Annotated in this window: 21 protein-coding genes; 15 read left to right on the top strand and 6 right to left on the bottom strand. The window is 59.7% G+C overall.

Translation table 11 applies throughout. The annotated features are described in order from the left end of the window. Positions 1-118: 118 nt before the first annotated feature. The 3 genes from D8U60_RS09260 to D8U60_RS09250 all read left to right on the top strand — a co-directional run bounded on the left by D8U60_RS09260 (position 119) and on the right by D8U60_RS09250 (position 2,944). Positions 119-337 carry a DUF2970 domain-containing protein gene (locus D8U60_RS09260; protein ID WP_016774481.1) on the top strand — a complete coding sequence of 73 codons (219 nt, stop codon included), beginning with the start codon at positions 119-121 and terminating at the stop codon, positions 335-337. Between the two features lie 470 nt (positions 338-807). Beyond that, a complete protein-coding gene (locus D8U60_RS09255; RefSeq protein WP_130899972.1) occupies positions 808-2,466 on the top strand; it encodes a nitrite/sulfite reductase in 1,659 nt (552 codons plus the stop codon). Then, a complete protein-coding gene (locus D8U60_RS09250; protein WP_016774480.1) occupies positions 2,450-2,944 on the top strand; it encodes a DUF934 domain-containing protein in 495 nt (164 codons plus the stop codon). The genes D8U60_RS09255 and D8U60_RS09250 overlap by 17 nt, the downstream gene beginning before the upstream one ends. A 67-nt stretch (positions 2,945-3,011) precedes the next feature. Here D8U60_RS09250 and sohB read toward each other — a convergent pair whose 3' ends face one another. Next, positions 3,012-4,043, bottom strand: a complete 1,032-nt coding sequence (sohB, locus tag D8U60_RS09245) for a protease SohB (protein WP_016774479.1) — start codon at positions 4,041-4,043, stop codon at positions 3,012-3,014. 204 nt (positions 4,044-4,247) lie between these two features. Here sohB and D8U60_RS09240 point away from each other — a divergent pair, with 204 nt between their 5' ends. After that, entirely contained in the window at positions 4,248-4,958 is a 711-nt protein-coding gene (locus tag D8U60_RS09240; protein WP_110599334.1) for a histidine phosphatase family protein, read from the top strand. Positions 4,959-5,021: 63 nt separating this feature from the next. Next, entirely contained in the window at positions 5,022-5,339 is a 318-nt protein-coding gene (locus D8U60_RS09235) for an SCP2 sterol-binding domain-containing protein (RefSeq protein ID WP_016774477.1), read from the top strand. Positions 5,340-5,443: 104 nt separating this feature from the next. Here the strand turns inward: D8U60_RS09235 and D8U60_RS09230 are convergent, their stop codons facing one another. Both D8U60_RS09230 and D8U60_RS09225 read right to left on the bottom strand, forming a co-directional pair. Further along, the gene (locus tag D8U60_RS09230) at positions 5,444-5,938 is read right to left on the bottom strand and encodes an RES domain-containing protein (RefSeq protein WP_016774476.1); all 495 of its coding nucleotides are present in this window, start codon (positions 5,936-5,938) and stop codon (positions 5,444-5,446) included. Further along, the gene (locus tag D8U60_RS09225) at positions 5,935-6,411 is read right to left on the bottom strand and encodes an MbcA/ParS/Xre antitoxin family protein (protein ID WP_024012725.1); all 477 of its coding nucleotides are present in this window, start codon (positions 6,409-6,411) and stop codon (positions 5,935-5,937) included. Before D8U60_RS09225 ends, D8U60_RS09230 begins: the two co-directional genes overlap by 4 nt. A gap of 350 nt (positions 6,412-6,761) precedes the next feature. Here D8U60_RS09225 and D8U60_RS09220 point away from each other — a divergent pair, with 350 nt between their 5' ends. From D8U60_RS09220 to D8U60_RS09210, 3 genes are all read left to right on the top strand, one after another. Further along, positions 6,762-7,625 (top strand): LysR family transcriptional regulator, encoded by an 864-nt coding sequence (locus tag D8U60_RS09220; RefSeq protein WP_024012724.1) that lies wholly within the window; start codon positions 6,762-6,764, stop codon positions 7,623-7,625. A 112-nt stretch (positions 7,626-7,737) separates the two neighbouring features. Beyond that, positions 7,738-8,883, top strand: coding sequence for an SRPBCC family protein (locus D8U60_RS09215; RefSeq protein ID WP_130899971.1), 1,146 nt, complete (start codon positions 7,738-7,740; stop codon positions 8,881-8,883). Beyond that, the gene (locus tag D8U60_RS09210; RefSeq protein WP_130899970.1) at positions 8,880-9,956 is read left to right on the top strand and encodes an SMP-30/gluconolactonase/LRE family protein; all 1,077 of its coding nucleotides are present in this window, start codon (positions 8,880-8,882) and stop codon (positions 9,954-9,956) included. Before D8U60_RS09215 ends, D8U60_RS09210 begins: the two co-directional genes overlap by 4 nt. Before the next feature lie 131 nt (positions 9,957-10,087). On the opposite strand, the gene D8U60_RS27635 is transcribed toward D8U60_RS09210, so the two are convergent. Together D8U60_RS27635 and D8U60_RS09205 are read right to left on the bottom strand one after the other, a co-directional pair. Continuing rightward, positions 10,088-10,252, bottom strand: a complete 165-nt coding sequence (locus tag D8U60_RS27635) for a hypothetical protein (RefSeq protein WP_177435453.1) — start codon at positions 10,250-10,252, stop codon at positions 10,088-10,090. 99 nt (positions 10,253-10,351) lie between these two features. Further along, positions 10,352-10,606 (bottom strand): DUF465 domain-containing protein, encoded by a 255-nt coding sequence (locus tag D8U60_RS09205; protein WP_016774470.1) that lies wholly within the window; start codon positions 10,604-10,606, stop codon positions 10,352-10,354. 204 nt (positions 10,607-10,810) lie between these two features. On the opposite strand from D8U60_RS09205, the gene D8U60_RS09200 reads away from it, so the two are divergent. Continuing rightward, on the top strand, positions 10,811-11,332 hold the full coding sequence (locus tag D8U60_RS09200; RefSeq protein ID WP_016774469.1) for a DUF4142 domain-containing protein: 522 nt from the start codon (positions 10,811-10,813) through the stop codon (positions 11,330-11,332). 56 nt (positions 11,333-11,388) lie between these two features. Here D8U60_RS09200 and D8U60_RS09195 read toward each other — a convergent pair whose 3' ends face one another. Next, the gene (locus D8U60_RS09195) at positions 11,389-11,652 is read right to left on the bottom strand and encodes a hypothetical protein (RefSeq protein ID WP_130899977.1); all 264 of its coding nucleotides are present in this window, start codon (positions 11,650-11,652) and stop codon (positions 11,389-11,391) included. A 260-nt stretch (positions 11,653-11,912) separates the two neighbouring features. On the opposite strand from D8U60_RS09195, the gene D8U60_RS09190 reads away from it, so the two are divergent. From D8U60_RS09190 to D8U60_RS09165, 6 genes are read left to right on the top strand one after another with little or no spacing between them, the layout of a single operon-like run. Next, complete coding sequence (locus D8U60_RS09190; protein WP_122610540.1) at positions 11,913-12,764, top strand: STAS domain-containing protein; 852 nt, start codon at positions 11,913-11,915, stop codon at positions 12,762-12,764. Between the two features lie 4 nt (positions 12,765-12,768). Beyond that, positions 12,769-13,131 (top strand): STAS domain-containing protein, encoded by a 363-nt coding sequence (locus D8U60_RS09185; RefSeq protein WP_016774466.1) that lies wholly within the window; start codon positions 12,769-12,771, stop codon positions 13,129-13,131. Next, on the top strand, positions 13,128-13,532 hold the full coding sequence (locus D8U60_RS09180) for an anti-sigma regulatory factor (RefSeq protein ID WP_016774465.1): 405 nt from the start codon (positions 13,128-13,130) through the stop codon (positions 13,530-13,532). The genes D8U60_RS09185 and D8U60_RS09180 overlap by 4 nt, the downstream gene beginning before the upstream one ends. Further along, positions 13,529-14,542 (top strand): ATP-binding protein, encoded by a 1,014-nt coding sequence (locus tag D8U60_RS09175; RefSeq protein WP_071172075.1) that lies wholly within the window; start codon positions 13,529-13,531, stop codon positions 14,540-14,542. Before D8U60_RS09180 ends, D8U60_RS09175 begins: the two co-directional genes overlap by 4 nt. Further along, on the top strand, positions 14,535-15,410 hold the full coding sequence (locus D8U60_RS09170) for an ATP-binding protein (RefSeq protein ID WP_024012718.1): 876 nt from the start codon (positions 14,535-14,537) through the stop codon (positions 15,408-15,410). The genes D8U60_RS09175 and D8U60_RS09170 overlap by 8 nt, the downstream gene beginning before the upstream one ends. Beyond that, positions 15,400-17,343: a response regulator gene (locus tag D8U60_RS09165; protein ID WP_024012717.1), complete on the top strand. Its 1,944-nt coding sequence runs from the start codon at positions 15,400-15,402 to the stop codon at positions 17,341-17,343. Before D8U60_RS09170 ends, D8U60_RS09165 begins: the two co-directional genes overlap by 11 nt. Positions 17,344-17,533: the final 190 nt, after the last annotated feature.

Here is a 17,533-nt window from a genome sequence, read left to right as displayed (position 1 = left end):
CTGACGCCGCGCTGTCCGGCGGTACATGGCTATATCCCGTGCGCAAAAGTTGTAACGTGGCATCCGTGACCACAGCGATTGACTATGCTTCGGGGGACGATTTTTCGCAGAGGGATTTATGGACGATCCAGTCGACAACAAACCGCCGAGTTTCTGGCAGATGTTGCACAGCGTCATGGCAGCGGCGTTCGGCGTGCAAAGCGGCAAGAACCGGGAAAGGGACTTTACCCACGGCAAACCCAGCCACTTCGTGATTCTCGGCGTTTTGTTTACAGCCGTGTTTGGCCTGACGCTGTTTGCCATCGTCAAACTGGTGTTGTATCTGGCCGGGGTGTGATGGCGCCAGGCCGGGCACCGACTCGAGCTATCCGGGCCCTGGAAGAAAGGCCCGGAACGCTGATTTACTGATGGCTGACCCAGAAGACCGCTGTTCCTACAACGAGAATGATCAGGAACAAAATGGCCCACGCATCGACGCTACTGTCGCTTTTCCTGGCTTTGGTCGGGTTGCTCATTGCATCGCCTCTTGTCGGTTTTATCGGTGATTGCACAAAGACTCGATCACAGTTAAGACGATGATTGTCCGCACGACAAATGTGGATTAGATGACCGGCATTCGCGTTAGGCGATTTGGTTCTTTACATATACTCAAACATCACTTTTGCGCATAACTGCAAACGGGTATATTGCCCCGGCTCCGTGACGGAGTGCGCGGCCGTGCGCGCAGAATTGCAGAGGCAACATCGGACTCCAGCAAGCGAAAACGCAGCGTTTTCCGAGTAGCCCAAGCCTGAGAACAGGACTTATATGTACGTATACGACGAGTACGATCAGCGGATCATCGAGGACCGCGTCAAGCAGTTCCGTGATCAGACCCGACGCTATCTGGCAGGTGAGCTGAGCGAAGAAGAATTCCGCCCCCTGCGCCTGCAAAATGGCCTGTACATCCAGCGCTTCGCGCCGATGTTGCGCGTGGCGGTGCCTTACGGCCAGCTGACTTCGCGTCAGGTGCGCATGATGGCCAAAATCGCCCGCGACTACGACAAGGGCTATGCCCACATCAGTACGCGGCAGAACGTGCAGTTCAACTGGCCGGCGGTGGAAGACATCCCGGACATCCTCGCTGAACTCGCGACCGTGCAGATGCATGCGATCCAGACCAGCGGCAACTGCCTGCGCAACGTCACCACCGACCAGTTCGCCGGTGTCGCTGCTGATGAAGTGATCGACCCGCGTCCATGGTGCGAGATCGTCCGCCAGTGGACCACGTTCCACCCGGAATTCGCCTACCTGCCGCGCAAATTCAAGATCGCTGTCAACGGCTCGACCAGTGACCGTGCTGCCATTGAAGTCCACGACATCGGCCTGGAACCTGTCTACAACGCTGCTGGCGAGCTGGGTTTCCGCGTGCTGGTTGGTGGCGGCCTCGGTCGTACGCCGGTGGTGGGCGCATTCATCAATGAATTCCTGCCTTGGCAAGACCTGCTGAGCTATCTCGACGCCATCCTGCGTGTGTACAACCGCTACGGCCGTCGCGACAACAAATACAAGGCGCGGATCAAGATCCTCGTCAAGGCGCTCACGCCTGAAGTGTTCGCGCAGAAAGTCGATGCGGAAATGGAGCACCTGCGCGGTGGCCAGACCACGCTGACCGAAGCCGAACTGCATCGCGTCGCCAAGCATTTCGTCGACCCGGACTACAAAACCCTCGACAACCAGACTGCGCAACTGGCCGATCTGGACCAAGAGCATCCGGGTTTCGCCCGCTGGCGCAGCCGCAATACCCTGGCGCACAAGAAACCCGGCTATGTGGCTGTGACGCTGTCGTTGAAGCCGACCGGCGTTGCCCCTGGCGACATCACCGACAAGCAACTCGACGCCGTCGCCGATCTGGCCGAGCGCTACAGTTTCGGGCAACTGCGCACTTCCCACGAGCAGAACATCATTCTTGCCGACGTCGAGCAGAGCCAGTTGTTCACCCTGTGGGGCGAGTTGCGTGAAGGCGGCTTCGCTACGCCGAACATCGGCCTGCTGACCGACATCATCTGCTGCCCAGGCGGTGACTTCTGCTCGCTGGCCAACGCCAAGTCGATCCCGATTGCCGAATCGATCCAGCGTCGCTTCGATGATCTGGACTACCTGTTCGACATCGGCGAGCTGGACCTGAACATCTCCGGTTGCATGAACGCCTGCGGTCACCACCACGTTGGCCACATCGGCATTCTCGGCGTGGACAAGAAAGGCGAAGAGTTCTATCAGGTCTCCCTCGGCGGCAGCGCCAGCCGTGATGCGAGCCTGGGCAAGATCCTCGGCCCGTCCTTCGCACAGGAAGCCATGCCTGACGTGATCTCCAAGCTGATCGACGTGTACATTGAACAACGCACCGAAGACGAACGCTTCATCGACACTTATCAGCGTATTGGCATCGACCTCTTCAAGGAACGCGTCTATGCAGCGAATCATTAAGAACAACGAAGTCGTCGACGAAACCTGGCACCTGTTGCCGAAGGATTTCAATATCGATGAAATCAGCAACTGCGACGATCTGATCGTACCGCTGCAGCTGTGGCGCGAACACAGCCGCATGCTCCTGGCCCGCGACGGTGGTCTGGGTGTGTGGCTGGATGCTGATGAAGAGGCCGAGGAAATCGGTGAGGACGTCGCCAAGTTTCAGGTGATCGCCTTGAACTTCCCGGCGTTTACCGACGGCCGTAACTACTCCAATGCCCGCCTGCTGCGTGACCGTTATGGTTTCAAAGGCGAGCTGCGTGCGATTGGCGATGTACTGCGGGACCAATTGTTCTACATGCATCGCTGCGGTTTCGACGCCTTTGCCATTCGTGCGGACAAAGACCCGTACGAAGCACTGGAAGGCCTCAAGGACTTCTCGGTGACTTACCAGGCTGCCGCTGACGAACCACTGCCGCTGTTCCGTCGCCGCTAAGCGTCGGACGTTTGTCGCAGACACAAAAACGCCGGTCATGTGACCGGCGTTTTTTTATGCCTGCGGTTTACCAGAAGCGTTGCTGGGTAAGACGGCTCCACCAGCTCAACAGCACGCGGTCCACCGAACCGCTGGCAGCCATGCCGATGCGTTCCTGCAGGCTTTTGCGCTCGGCATAGTGCAGGTGATAGACCTCGGCCTGTTTGGCCTTCTGTGCCAGGTATTCATCGCTGGTCTTCAGTTCGTCCACCAGTTGGTTTTCCAGCGCAGCGATACCGAGCCACACCTCACCGGTAGCCACCTCATCGATCGCCAGTTGCGGGCGATAACGGGCGACGAAGTTTTTGAACAAGCGATGGGTGATGTCGAGGTCTTCCTGAAACTTCTCGCGGCCCTTTTCGGTGTTCTCGCCAAACACGGTCAGGGTGCGCTTGTACTCACCGGCGGTCAGCACTTCGAAATCGATATCGTGCTTCTTCAAAAGGCGATTGACGTTGGGCAATTGCGCGACCACGCCGATCGAACCGAGGATGGCGAACGGAGCGCTGATGATCTTGTCGCCGATGCACGCCATCATGTAACCGCCGCTGGCCGCGACCTTGTCGATGCACACGGTCAGTGGCACCCCAGCGTCGCGAATGCGCGCCAATTGTGACGACGCCAGACCGTAGCTGTGCACCATGCCGCCGCCACTTTCCAGACGCAGAACCACTTCGTCTTTCGGCGTGGCCAGAGTCAGCAGCGCGGTGATCTCGTGGCGCAGGCTTTCCGTGGCGGAAGCCTTGATATCGCCGTCGAAGTCGAGCACGAACACCCGGGATTTGGTCTCAGGCTTGTTTTTTTGCTTCTTCGCGCTTTTTTCCGTTTTCGCTTCGCCCTTGCGCAATGCCTTGAGCTGATCCTTGTCGAGCAGGGTCTGCTCCAGGCGTTCACGCAGGCCCTTGTAGAAATCGTTGAGCTTGCTGACTTGCAACTGGCCCGCCGATTTGCGCCGGCCCTTGCTGCGCAATGCAGCAAAACTGGCCAGCACCACCAGAATGGCGATCACCAGCGTGACGGTCTTGGCCAGGAAGCTGGCGTATTCGGTGAAAAAATCCACAGAGACTCCTCAAAGCAATGCGTGACGGTGTATTACACGCGGAATGGCTCCAGCATACCCATGCGCCGGCTCATCGGCCAGCCGTGAAACCTCTGGCAACACGCCTGTAACGGGCATTTCAAACAAGCGTATGTTTTTTCATTGACAGCCTTACGCCATCCTCATAACCTCGCCTGACCTTCAACGTACCGGGACGACGCGGACGTGGGCAGCATCTACTTGATACGACATGGCCAGGCCTCCTTTGGTGCAGACGATTACGACGTGCTGTCGCCGACCGGTGTGCGTCAGGCAGAAATCCTCGGCCAGCACCTCGCCGCGCTCGGTATCAGCTTCGATCGTTGCCTTGCCGGTGACCTGCGTCGTCAACAGCACACCGCCACCAGTGCACTGGAGCAATTCAGCGCCAGAGGCCTGCCGGTTCCAGTCCTCGAAACCGATTCCGCCTTCAACGAATTTGACGCCGACGCGGTGATCCGCGCTCTACTCCCGGCCATGCTGCCGGAAGAGCCGGAAGCCCTCGACATCCTGCGCAACGCCGCGCAGAACCGCGGTGAATTCCAGCGCATCTTCGCCCTGATCGTCGAGCGCTGGCTTGCCGGCACCTACGACACACCCGGACTGGAAAGCTGGCTGGGTTTCGTCGAACGGGTTCAGGCCGGGCTGCACCGCATCCTCGACCTGGCGGAAAAAAACCAGAAAATCGCCGTGTTTACCTCCGGCGGCACCATCACTGCCCTGCTCCACCTGATTACGCAAATGCCTGCCAGACAGGCCTTTGAATTGAACTGGCAAATCGTCAACACCTCGCTCAACCAATTGAAGTTTCGTGGTCGCGAGGTGGCTCTGGCTTCCTTCAACAGTCACGCACACCTGCAACTGCTGAAGGCCCCGGAACTCATCACTTTTCGCTGAGTCCGGCTTACTGTGACCCTGGCTGTAACCACCCAGCTCCCATGACCAAGAAAGGATCGAACCATGACCTCCGTAGCTGATGCCGTAAAAGCAATGCAAGCCAAGTTCAACCCAGCCGCCGCTGCCGGTCTGGACCTGGTCTTCGGTTTCAACATCACCGACGAAGACAAGCAATACGCGCTGATCGTCAAAGACGGCACCTGCGACATCCAGGAAGGTGAAAACCCGGACGCCAACTGCACGCTGGTGCTGGACAGCCAGACCCTGAAAGACATCGTCAGCGGCGAAACCGACGGCATGCAGGCCTTCATGGGCGGCAAGCTGCGCGTTGAAGGCGACATGATGCTGTCGATGAAACTGTCCGAGCTGTTCCCTTCGTAAGAAGCAGCCTGGTTCAAACAAATCCCGTCCTTGTGACGGGATTTGTCGTTCATGCAGGAGATCAGCGCAGGGCTCGGCTTCGCGCTCCGCTCACGGAGGTACGATCAACCCTCCTGCAACAACCGCGTATCCAGCCCAAACCGCTCTTGCGAAACCATCCTGAACTGACCCTCCGCCAGATCGCAACTCACCAGCAAATTCCACGAGTGTCGGGTGGCCACCGAAGGCACCAGAACAAATGGATGTTCAGCCAACAGTGCATCGGCAAACTTTCGCTGGTTGGGTGAGGTTTTGATCGGGGTGAGCCAATGCGGATTAGGCACATCTTCCGGTTGCACGATTCTGACGCTGGCGTCGTGGGTGATTTCAAAACAGGTCAACACATAGGGTTCCTGATCAAGCGCATCGAAGCTGCCATGGGCGGCCACCTCCAGTATCGCCGTGGAGGGGTCGACCGACGCATAAACGACTCTGCGGCCGGGCGTATTCCAGCGGCCGCCGTCCCGTTTCGATCCGAGGCCGCTGTCCCAGGTCTCGCTGTACACCTCGCGATCCAGCCGCCAGGCGTACCAGCGATCATCCCAGGGCAAGGGATTCATTGATAAACCCCGTATTTGATCTGGTTCAGATACTCCTCCACCATCCTGAAGCCCAGCGCATGTCCAACCAGATCGAGCGGCACATAACCGTAGAAGTAAGTAGCGCGTTGCTCCAGCCATGATTCGGCCTTGGCCTGACGCCCGAATACTTCGATGGCCAGTTCCAGCGCAGCGGCATATTGGTAGGCGATGACGCTCTGCGGCGTGTCCAGGCGCACCGACGCGCCTTCCTTGAGCAGGCGTCGCACGGTTCTCACGGATTTGCCGGTGATACGTTTGACCATCTCTCCCTGTTGGTACAGCTCGGAGGTTGCGATCATGTTCACCACATCAAGCAGCTCAAATCCTTCGCTTGTGCAGCGCAGGATGAGCATCGGATCGTCGCCGGTGTCCTGCCCACGCAACAGCAACTCCAGAGGTTTGCCCTCGAGCTTCTTCAAGCCCGTGAGCCGGGGCACTTTGGCGCTCGGCATGGCAACGTCCTCCGAGGGACACCTGGCGCGATCGTCGCGCCAGTAATGGCGAGGCGAGTAAGCAGGCGTATGGCTTTCAATCAGTGGGATTCGCATAGTCCATCCTTTGTCCGGGTCCAGAGCGATCTGTGCGCTCGATGACTTCAATGTCAGGACTGATCCTATAGACCCGGCGTCCGACGACCAACCTGAAAAAGTCGTCAGAAATATCCCCAAATCTGATCAAAACGCTCCTGTTTCCGTAGGACTCAAACGCAATTTTCAGCGGTTCAATCCGTTGTTGCTTTCAAGTTGGGGAGAGGGACTTTTGACTTACAATGCGCCCCACCTCCAGATACCGGCCCCGCCCCATGGACATCGACCTCGCTCGCACTTTCCTCGAAATCGTCCGTCACGGCAGCCTTGCCGCCGCCGCGCAGAAGCTGTTCGTCACGCAGACCGCCATCACCGCGCGGGTGCAGAAACTCGAGAGCCAGTTGGGCAGTACGCTGTTCGTGCGCAATCGCGCCGGGGCGAAGTTGACGGCCAATGGCGAAGCGTTCGTGATCTACGCCAATCAACTGGTGCAGACCTGGGAAGCCGCGCGCCGCGACTTGCCGCTGCCCGAGGGTTATCACAACGTTCTGCATATCGGTGGCGAGGTCAGCCTGTGCAACCCGTTGATGCTCAGTTGGGCGGCGGAACTGCGGGAGAAAATCCCCGGCCACGCACTGCGCATGGAAATCCGCGATGGCGAGAATCTGTTGCGTCAGCTCGAACTCGGTGTGCTCGATGCCGCGCTGGTTTATCAGCCGGAATACTGGCCGGGTCTGCAGGTCGAGCAAGTGCTGGAGGAAAAACTGATTCTGGTGCGCGCGCCCGAGCGTCCGGAGCCTTACGTCTACATCGATTGGGGTCCGGATTTCCGCCGTCAGCACGACGCCGCCCTGCCGGAAAAAGCCAAAGCCGCGCTGAGCTTCAACCTTGGCCCGCTGGCCTTGCAATACATCCTCGAACATGGCGGCAGCGGCTATTTCCGCACTCGGGTTGTGCGCACTTACCTGGAGACCGGAGCCCTGGAAGCCGTCACCAAAGCGCCGGAATTCGGTTATCCGACCTATCTGGTGTATTCCCGTGATCGCGACTCGGCCGTGCTGCAACAGGCCTTCGATCTGTTGCGCGAAGTGATCCGCACCGATGACGACTGGTCACAGCGCTGGAATCCGTTGAGCTGACGGGCAGCTTCAGTCCAGAGCATGGCGCTTAAGGCCGCAAGGTTCGCGCTGCACAAGTCAGCGGATCGGCTAATCTGCCGGGTATAAAAACAATACCCGCAGGTGAAACGCATTGAGGCAGACCACCGAGGCATTCCGCAGCCGCTACCGGGCGGCCATTCATCCGTTGTACAACCCATGGCTGCATGGCGCGTTCGTGCTGCTGTTCGGGATTTTCGCGGTCGCTGCGTTCTGGCGCACGGTGCATTCGGTGAGCTGGCTGGAATGGCTGACGGTGCCGCTGAGCCTGTTGTTGTTCAACTTCGGCGTATACATGGTCCATCGCCATTTGGGCCATCACAAAAAAGCCTTCGCAAAGATGTTCTACGCGCGGCATGCCGGCGACCATCACAGCTTTTTCACCCCCGGGCACATGACCTACGACAGCGCGCGGGACTGGCGAGTGATTCTGTTTCCAGCCTGGCTGATCGTCATTCATACGCTATTGATCACCCTGCCGCTGTGGTGGCTGCTCGCGCAGGTCAACGCCAATGTCGCCGGGCTGTTTGCCGGGTGCATGGTGCTCGGTTATCTGCTCTATGAGGTGTTCCATGCCTGTGAGCATCTGCCGCCGCAGAATCCGTTGACTCGTTTGCCGTGGATCCGCCAGATGCGCCGTCTGCATGAACTGCATCACCGCCGCGAGCGCATGCAGGAGCGCAATTTCAACATCGTTCTGCCCTTGATGGACTACCTGTTCGGCACGCTGTACCTCGAGCCGGAACCCGCCCCTTTGAGTAATTCGCAAATGCCCATGACGCGCATGCAGCACCAGATCGATATCGCCGGCGAGCCGGTCGCCGTGCTGGCCTATGCCGCCAGCGTCAGTCACTGGCCGGACTGGCATCCCTCCTCATTGAAGATTGACGGTCCGCACGGTCCGCTGCATGCCGGTGCGCGTTTCGAAGAGGACATCCATGCCGGCGGACGTGCCGGTCACTTGCGCTGGGAAGTCACTGAATACCTGCCGGGCCGGCGCTGGTGCGCACGCGCGCAAAGTGATCAGGGCCTGTCCCTGCGTTTGACTTACGAGTCCTCGGCGGAGGCTGGTGGCACGCGATTCGTGCGTACGCTGGAATATCGCTTTGACGGTTTGCTCATGCGTCTGGCCAATCGCCTGTTGCTCAAGCGGCGCATTGAGCGCGAGTCTGCCGCGTCCATGCTTGCCCTGCGCGACACGACCGCGCAGTACATCGGCGCGGCGAGGGCCAGCGCGTGAAATTACGTTATCTGCTGTGCCTGCTGATCGTTCTGGTCATCGCCTTCTTGTTGTTGCTGCCAACCAAAGTCGAACCAGTGGCCTGGACACCGCCACCGGCGCCCTCGTTGAAAGACGGCATCTACGCGGACAACCAGCGCCTAAAAGCTGTTGCAAAGGTCGGGCCGAGCGACATCGAAGGGCCTGAGGCGCTGCTGCTGGAAGACGAATTCCTCATCACCGGATTGCATGACGGCCGGCTGATCCGCAGCAGCCTCGACGGCACGCAGCGCAAGGTCCTGGCCGACACCGGTGGCCGTCCCTTGGGCCTGGCCCGTCATCCGAACGGCATGCTGGTGATTGCCGATGCGGTCAAAGGCTTGCTGTCGCTGGATGCACAGGGCCGCGTGATCCCCTTGACCACCGAGGCCAACGGCGTGCCATTTGGATTTACCGATGATGTGGCGGTCGACAAGTCAGGCCACTACGCCTACTTCAGCGATGCCTCGAGCCGCTGGGGCTATGGCCATGATGGTGAGGCGATCATCGAGCACGGCGCCGACGGCCGTTTGCTGCGTTACGACTTTCAGAGCGGCAAGACCAGCGTCTTGCTCGACAAGTTGCAGTTCGCCAACGGCGTCACCCTTGGCCCCGACGAAGCCTATGTGCTGGTCAATGAAACCGGTGCTTATCGCATCAGCCGCTACTGGCTGAGCGGGCCGAAGGCCGGTACCCATGATGTGTTCATCGACAACTTGCCGGGGCTTCCGGACAACCTCTCGTTCAATGGCAGCAATCGCTTTTGGGTAGCGTTGTACGCGCCGCGCAACGCGTTACTCGATGGCACCGCGCAGCACCCGTTCGTACGCAAGATGATCGTGCGGGCGTTGACGGTTTTGCCCAAGCCTGTCGAAAAGCGTGGGTTTGTGCTGGGACTGGATCTGGACGGCAAGGTGATTGCCAATCTGCAGGACGCGAGCGAAGGCAATTATTCGCCGATTACCACGGTGCGCGAATATGGGCAGTGGTTGTATTTCGGCTCGTTGAAGGCGAGGCATATGGGGCGGATGGGGTTGGATGCGGCGCTTAAGTAAAACAGAAAAATTTTCACCGTATGGACCGACGATATCGCTGGCAAGCCAGCTCCCACAGTGTCCGTGTGAACTCCAAATATGTGTTCACCAGATGAACCTGTGGGAGCTGGCTTGCCAGCGATAGCGGTCTGTCAGTTGCCGAACCGGTCGAACTTCTCCGGATCTTCATCCTCCGGCAGTTCTTTCACGGTTTTTTCCGGATGCGCTGTGGTATGCGCCGGGCTGTTGGGTTCAGGGCGGGTCGGAATCGGGTCGAAGCCGCCCTGCTCTTCACTGGGGAATTTCGGATCGTTCATGAGGCACCTCGCAACGAGTCGATGGTTTGCAGACTCTGCACATTGGAGGTGCCGTGGGTGGTCGCCGTTCCCTTTGGATGGCGACCACGGGTCAGGTAATTATTGCCCGGTCAGCGGCTGCCCGGCCAACCGGGCGACGATCTGCTCCTTGACGATCACGCGCTTCTCTTTGAGCTTCTTCAATTCGTCATCACTGGGGGCGTCTGACTGGGCGTTCTCGGCCTCGACCACTTCAGCATCCACCTCGAAATACTTGTTGAGCAGCGAATCCAGCTTCGCATCCTCGGAGCGTTTTTGCTCGATCTCTTCCTTTTTGCAGCCCAGGTCCTGATACAGATCATGTGAAACCGGCATGAAACACCTCCATCAAATTGATCGACAACCAACGCGACCGATGCGCTGACTCGTTATCAGCATGGCCTTGCGCAATGGCTTCTGTCGACACCCTGTCAGACCAGCGGTTGCCGTTCGTCGCCCTGTCGTAAATGCGATAAAACCTTTGGCTTATGCGTTCGCTCCATTGGATAACGCTCACAAAAACCTGCGTGGAGATACCCAATGGACGGATTCAACCTGCGTCATCTCGCTCTGGCTGTTGCACTGTCTGCCGGCATGGGCAGCGCCTTTGCCGCGACCGACAATGACTTTGTCGATAACGCCGCCGCCGGTGGCATCGCTGAAATCGAAACCAGCCGCCTGGCTCTGGAAAAAAGCCAGTCAGCTGACATCAAAGCCTTTGCCAATCAGATGATCACCGATCACAGCAAAGCCAACGATGAGCTGGCAGCAATTGCCAAGGCCAACGACATCGAAGTCCCGGACACCACTACCCTGGTCAAACAGGCCAAGGAAAAGATTCTCGACATGCGTGATGAATCCTTCGATGCGGCCTACGCCAACAACCAGGTCAAGGCTCACGAAGAAACCATCGAGCTGTTCAAGAAACAGGCGAACACCGTGACCGATGACAAGGCCAAAGGCGCCACTGAACTGAAAGCGTTCGCGCAGAAGATGCTGCCAGCGCTGGAAAAACACCTGGCCCACGCCAAAGAGCTGCAAGCCAAACATCCGAGCAAGTAACCGCCCGGCAATAAAAAGGCCGCATCCTTCGATGCGGCCTTTTTGCGTTTCAGCGATCAACCGCCATCGGTGTCGATATCGGCGTCGGTGCTTTCGCCCGGTTCAGGACGGTCCGGGTCAGGCATGAAGCCGGGGCTGAAGTCGTTGCTGTTGTCATTGTGATGCTGCTTCTGATCGACCTCGGCAGCCGCGCTGTCCGCCTGTCCTTCTTCAGCCGGCGCGGGGGTATTTTGTCCCGGTGTCTGCGGGTCGATGGCCGGGTCGTTGCGGTTAATTGACTCTGAGGACTGATTTTGCTGTTGCGGCGCTTGCTCGTTCATATCCACCTCATTCATAGTCCTGCCTCCTTCTTCCAGCACGACTGGAAAACGTCGGGCATGCAGATTCGAAGCCTGACGCCGCAGATTCGTTCAAAAGATCGCTGCCTGTTGCCACGCCGACTAGAGTTACCGGGGCCTTCGACGCGGCAGGCAGAAAAATTCGCCGCTGGATGAACAACTATTTCAAGCGGCAAATGTCAGTCAATTCGCGCCGGTCATTTCGCTGAGCCGGCACCATTACGTAACGGAGCGACACGCACATGGCAGCACTGCAGAACAGCACAGTTGAAGCAATCAGGAACAACCAGGCTCAACTGCTGAGCGAATGGACCAAACGCCTCGAAGCCAGCGGCGCCACGCGCAACCTCAAGGAACATGACCTCGCTCAGCAAACCCGCGACTTCCTCAGCCTGTTGCTGACCGGTCTGGAAAACGGCAACGGCAGCAAGATTGCCGCCGCAGGCTGGGAAGACACCCGTCAGTTTCTTGAAAAGCTGTCGCAGAGCCGCGCCCTGCTCGGCCAGGACTCCCAGCAAACCGCCAATTTCATCTTTGCCCTGAAGGGCCCGTTGTTCGCCCTGCTGCAAAACCATTATCAGGACCAGCCGGCACTGCTCGCCGAGCAACTGCTGGAAGTTTCCGAACTGCTCGACACGGTCGGCATGCACACCATCGGCACCTTCCAGAAATCCCGCGAAGCGGTGATCAAGCGTCAGCAGGAAGAGCTGCTGGAACTGTCGACGCCGGTGGTCAAGCTGTGGGACGGCGTTCTCGCCCTGCCAATGATTGGCACCCTCGATTCGCAACGCACTCAGGTAGTCATGGAATCGCTGCTGCAACGCATCGTCGACACCGGTTCCGAGATCGCCATCATCGACATCACCGGCGTGCCGACCGTCGACACCCTGGTTGCCCAGCACCTGCTGAAAACCGTGACCGCGATTCGCCTGATGGGCGCTGACTGCATCATCAGCGGCGTGCGTCCGCAGATCGCCCAGACCATCGTTCACCTGGGTCTGGATCTGCAAGGCGTCGTCACCAAGGCCAACCTGGCCGACGCCTTGAAACTGGCCCTGACTCGCCTGGGCATCAGCCTCGGCAAAGCGGTCTGAGCCGATGGAACGTATTCCGATTCTTCAAATGGGCGATTTGCTGCTGGTGACCATTCAGGTCGACATGCACGACCAGCTCGCCATGACCCTGCAGGACGATCTGTCCGAGCGCATCAGCCGGACCTCGGCCCGTGGGGTGCTGATCGACATCTCGGCGCTGGACATGGTCGACTCGTTCATCGGGCGCATGATCGGCACCATCTCGGGGTTGTCGAAAATCATGGACGCCGAAACCGTGCTGGTCGGCATGCAGCCGGCCGTGGCGATCACGCTCGTTGAGCTGGGCATGACCTTGCCGGGCGTCAGCACCGCCCTCAACGTCGAACGCGGAATGAAACTGCTGCAGGATCGAGTACGCCTGCAATGACCGTGCGCAGCAGTGGTACTCAACCCATCCTGATCGAACAGGACGTGGTACTGGCCCGCCAGACCACACGCAAACTCGCCACCGAATGTGGCATGCGCCTGATCGACCTGACCAAACTGGTCACCGCCGTCAGCGAGCTGGCGCGTAACACCATGGTCTATGGCGGCGGCGGCGACATGGATTGGCAGATCCTCGAGGAAAACGGCCGGGTCGGTTTGCGCATCACCTTCCGCGACGAAGGCCCGGGCATCCCCGATATCAAACTGGCGATGACCGACGGCTGGACTTCCGGCAGCGGACTAGGCCTCGGCCTGACCGGCGCCAAACGTCTGGTCAATGAATTCGAACTCGACACTGAGCCCGGCAAAGGCACGCGCATTACGATCACACGATGGACATGAATATCACCGGGTCGTTGACCCAGGTTCTGCCGATCGAGGACAGCAGCCAGATCGGCCACGCCCGACGCACCGCGCAGAAACTCGCCGAGCAGCATGGCTTCGACGAAAACGATGCCGGCCGCGTGGCACTTGTCGCGACGGAACTTGCAAGCAACGTGCTCAAGCATGCCCAGCGCGGCGAGTTTCATCTGCGTGTGCTGACTCGTCCGGATAACGGTTTCGGCATCGAAATGCAGACCGTGGATCGGGCCCAGGGCTTTGATCTGGATGCCTGTCTGGCGGATGGCTTTTCCACTGGCGGTACGCAGGGCATCGGCCTCGGCGCCGTATCGCGGCAGACCAATGTCTTCGATGTCTACGCCGATCACCGTGGCGCGGTGTTGCTGGCGCGAATTTTTCCGCGCAGCGATCGTCAGGCCGATATCCGCTTCGGCGTCAGCCAGCATTCGCTGCATGCCGATCCAGCCTGCGGCGATGTCTGGCATCTGACGTATGAAGGCTCGCGGATCAGCGCGCTGGTGGTCGATGGCCTCGGTCATGGCGAAGACGCCGAGCGCGCAGGCCTGGCCGGGGCGCAGGCATTCGCCCGGGCACCGTTTGCCGATCCAGTGGTATTGATGGAAGACCTGCATCAGGAAATGCTCGGCACCCGTGGCGGCGCCGTCGCTTTCGCGCAGTTCGACAGCCAGCGCGATGGTCTGACGTTCGCCGGTGTCGGTAACATTGGCGCCAGCTTGCTGGACCCGGCAAAGTCACGCGGGCTGGCCTCGCACCCCGGCATCGTTGGCGGCCAGTACCGTAAAGCCAAACCCTTTGACTATGCTCACGTGAACGGACATTTATTGATCATGTACAGCGACGGCTTACAGTCCCGTTGGAATCTCAAAGACTACCCCGGCCTGGTGCATCGCCATCCGTCCGTGATAGCCAGCGTCCTGCACCGCGACTTCTGTCGTGGTCGCGATGACGTGACGGTACTGGTCGTTGCTCTGGAGGCCGCCCATGGCTGAATCGACTACCTTGAGCCATGCCGAACAGGCGGCGCTCATCGCTCAGTTGCAGCGCGAAACCACTGCCCTGCGCGAAGAGCTCGATGAAACCAACCAGGGCGTGCTGGCGCTGTACGCCGAGCTCGACACTCAGGCAGAAGAACTGCGTCAGGCATCGGATTTGAAGAGCCGCTTCCTGTCGTACATGAGCCACGAATTTCGTACGCCATTGGGCTCGATCCTGAGCATCAACAGTCTGCTCGCTGACGAACTTGACGGTCCGCTCAGCCCTGAACAGCACAAGCAGGTAGCCTTCGTCAGCACCGCTGCCCGCGAGCTCAGCGACATGGTTGATGACCTGCTCGATCTGGCGAAGATCGAAGCCGGGCGAATCAGCATCTCGCCGGCCTGGTTCGACATGTTCGACCTGTTTTCGGCCCTGCGCGGGATGTTCCGGCCAATCGTCGACGCCTCGGCGGTGGATCTGATCTTCGAAGAGCCGCTGGGCCTGCCGCGCCTGTATACCGATGACAAGAAGCTCGGGCAGATCCTGCGCAACTTCATTTCCAACTCGCTGAAATTCACCACCCGTGGCGAAGTGCGCGTGTCGGCGCGACTGGAAGGTGAAGACAAGGTGCGCTTTGCCGTCAGCGACACCGGCATCGGCATCGCGGCCGAGTTGCATGACACGCTGTTCGAAGACTTCTCCCAAGTCGATTCGCCATTGCAGAAACGTCTGCGCGGCACCGGTCTGGGTCTGTCACTATGCAAGCGTTTCGCCGCCCTGCTCGGCGGTGAAGTCGGGGTAGACAGTACGCCGGGCGTGGGCTCGACGTTCTTTGTCATCATCCCTCTGGCAATCGCTCTGGAGAACGTCGATGAATCGTGACATCCGCCTGTTGATCGTCGATGACAACGTCGCCACCCGTTACGCCCTGCGTCGGCGCCTGGAGCGCCACGGCTACACAGTGCTCGAAGCCGGCACCGGCAGCGACGGCCTGGCCCTGATCGAGAGCGAAGCCCTCGATGCGTTGATCCTCGACGTCAACCTGCCGGACATGAGCGGTTTCGACATCGTCCGCCTGTTGCGCGCCGACCCGCGCACTGCGCTGCTGCCGGTGATTCATGTGTCAGCGGCGTCGATCCAGACCGGCGACATCATCACCGGCCTCAACGCGGGCGCCGATGCCTATCTGATTCACCCGGTCGACCCCGATGTGCTCTTGGCCACGCTGCGTACCCTGCTGCGGGTGCGCGACACGGAAAATGCCCTGCGCGAAAGCGAGGCGCGTTTCCGCGAGATCTTCGCCAACGTCTCGGCGCCGATCGCCGTGCTCGATGCCAATCTGAAAGTGCATGAGTGCAATCACGCATTTGCCCAATTGATCGTCGATAACCGCGATCAGCAGGCGCTGCGTGAATGCTTCGCCGAAGATCAATGCTCGATCCTCGATGAACTGCGTCTGCGTCTGGTAGACGGCGAGCGCTGGAAAGGCACGCTGAACATGCGCGTGCAGGGCGAGATTCGCGAGACGCAATGGCAGATTTCGCCGTATCGCACGCCAGAGCTGAGCCTGGTGTTTGTCGAGGACGTCACCGAACATCGCCACCGCGAGCGCTCGCATCTGGCGCGACTGGATGACACCACCACGCAGCTGGCCAAGGAAGTCGCCGAGCGCGTGCACGCCGAAGCGCAATTGCTGCAAGTGCAGAAAATGGATGCGCTGGGCAAGCTCACCGGCGGTATCGCCCACGACTTCAACAACCTGCTCACCGGGATCATCACCAGTCTGGAACTGATCCAGAAACGCGTGGCCGATGAGCGTCTGGACAAGGTGCAGTTCTACACCGAAGCAGCGCTGAATTCAGCCATGAGCGCGGCCTCGCTGACCCATCGTCTGCTGGCATTTGCCCGTCAGCAGCCACTGGATACTCGCCCGGTGGACATCAACGAGCATGTCCGCTCGCTGGAAGAATTGCTGGTGCGCACCATCGGCGAGCGCATCACCCTCAAGCTGGAACTGACCAACAAACCGGCGATTGCGCTGGTCGACCCGGTGCAGCTGGAAAGCGCCGTGCTCAACCTGGTGATCAACGCCCGCGATGCCCTGCCCTCCGGCGGCAATATCTGGGTCAATACTTACGCCGCTTATTCCCACGGCGATCCGAATCTGGCCGATGGCGCGTACGTGGCGCTGTCGGTACGCGACGACGGCACCGGCATCGAACACAACGTGATCGACAAGGTGTTCGAGCCGTTCTTCACTACCAAGCCGCTGGGCCAGGGCACCGGGCTCGGTCTGTCGACGATTTACGGCTTTGCCCGTCAGTCCGGCGGTGACGCGCACATCCGCAGCGTCGCCCGCCGTGGCACCGAAGTGACCATCATGCTGCCGGGTACCAACGACCCGACCGGGGCCGACGCGCCTGTGCCCGTGCCTGATGCCAAAGGCAGTGGCGAACATGTGCTGATCGTCGAGGACATGGCCACGGTGCGCTTGTTCGTCACCGAAGTGCTGGAAGATGCCGGCTATCGCTGCACGCAAGCGGCGGATATCGAATCGGCGCTGGAGCGCTTGCAGAACGACCCGTCGATCGACCTGCTGTTGACCGACGTCGGCTTGCCGCGCATGAGCGGCCGTGAACTGGCGGATGTTGCCCGTGGCTGGCACGAAGGACTGCCGATCCTGTTCATGACCGGCTACGCCGAAACCGCGCTCAACCGCCAGGTCTTCCTCGGCACCGGCATGGACATGCTGGTCAAACCGTTCCAGATCAGCGAACTGCTCGACAAGGTCCGCCGTACGCTGGATGGCGCCTGAACTGGCGCACATGCCCGTATAGGAGCGAGCCTGCTCGCGAAGGCGTCCGTCCAGTCAGCTGATCTGCGACTGACACTCCGCTTTCGCGAGCAGGCTCGCTCCCACAGGGGGTCTGCTGCGTTACCACTTTATTGGGTACAGCCTGCAAAACTGTGGGAGCGAGCCTGCTCGCGAAGGCGTCCATCCAGTC

This window comes from Pseudomonas sp. Sample_11 (assembly GCF_004307505.1).
In the GTDB taxonomy this organism is placed as follows: domain Bacteria; phylum Pseudomonadota; class Gammaproteobacteria; order Pseudomonadales; family Pseudomonadaceae; genus Aquipseudomonas; species Aquipseudomonas atacamensis.
Note: the sequence above shows the minus strand (reverse complement) of the source record. Positions and strands in the feature narration are given on the sequence as shown.

What these genes read in the sequence shown, in the direction of transcription:
- D8U60_RS09260 (WP_016774481.1), top strand. Translation starts at nt 119, where the DNA reads ATGGACGATCCAGTCGACAACAAACCGCCGAGTTTCTGGCAGATGTTG.
- D8U60_RS09255 (WP_130899972.1), top strand. Translation starts at nt 808, where the DNA reads ATGTACGTATACGACGAGTACGATCAGCGGATCATCGAGGACCGCGTC.
- D8U60_RS09250 (WP_016774480.1), top strand. Translation starts at nt 2,450, where the DNA reads ATGCAGCGAATCATTAAGAACAACGAAGTCGTCGACGAAACCTGGCAC.
- D8U60_RS09235 (WP_016774477.1), top strand. Translation starts at nt 5,022, where the DNA reads ATGACCTCCGTAGCTGATGCCGTAAAAGCAATGCAAGCCAAGTTCAAC.
- D8U60_RS09230 (WP_016774476.1), bottom strand. Translation starts at nt 5,938, where the DNA reads ATGAATCCCTTGCCCTGGGATGATCGCTGGTACGCCTGGCGGCTGGAT.
- D8U60_RS09225 (WP_024012725.1), bottom strand. Translation starts at nt 6,411, where the DNA reads ATGCCGAGCGCCAAAGTGCCCCGGCTCACGGGCTTGAAGAAGCTCGAG.
- D8U60_RS09220 (WP_024012724.1), top strand. Translation starts at nt 6,762, where the DNA reads ATGGACATCGACCTCGCTCGCACTTTCCTCGAAATCGTCCGTCACGGC.
- D8U60_RS27635 (WP_177435453.1), bottom strand. Translation starts at nt 10,252, where the DNA reads ATGAACGATCCGAAATTCCCCAGTGAAGAGCAGGGCGGCTTCGACCCG.
- D8U60_RS09205 (WP_016774470.1), bottom strand. Translation starts at nt 10,606, where the DNA reads ATGCCGGTTTCACATGATCTGTATCAGGACCTGGGCTGCAAAAAGGAA.
- D8U60_RS09200 (WP_016774469.1), top strand. Translation starts at nt 10,811, where the DNA reads ATGGACGGATTCAACCTGCGTCATCTCGCTCTGGCTGTTGCACTGTCT.
- D8U60_RS09195 (WP_130899977.1), bottom strand. Translation starts at nt 11,652, where the DNA reads ATGAACGAGCAAGCGCCGCAACAGCAAAATCAGTCCTCAGAGTCAATT.
- D8U60_RS09190 (WP_122610540.1), top strand. Translation starts at nt 11,913, where the DNA reads ATGGCAGCACTGCAGAACAGCACAGTTGAAGCAATCAGGAACAACCAG.
- D8U60_RS09185 (WP_016774466.1), top strand. Translation starts at nt 12,769, where the DNA reads ATGGAACGTATTCCGATTCTTCAAATGGGCGATTTGCTGCTGGTGACC.
- D8U60_RS09180 (WP_016774465.1), top strand. Translation starts at nt 13,128, where the DNA reads ATGACCGTGCGCAGCAGTGGTACTCAACCCATCCTGATCGAACAGGAC.
- D8U60_RS09175 (WP_071172075.1), top strand. Translation starts at nt 13,529, where the DNA reads ATGAATATCACCGGGTCGTTGACCCAGGTTCTGCCGATCGAGGACAGC.
- D8U60_RS09170 (WP_024012718.1), top strand. Translation starts at nt 14,535, where the DNA reads ATGGCTGAATCGACTACCTTGAGCCATGCCGAACAGGCGGCGCTCATC.
- D8U60_RS09165 (WP_024012717.1), top strand. Translation starts at nt 15,400, where the DNA reads ATGAATCGTGACATCCGCCTGTTGATCGTCGATGACAACGTCGCCACC.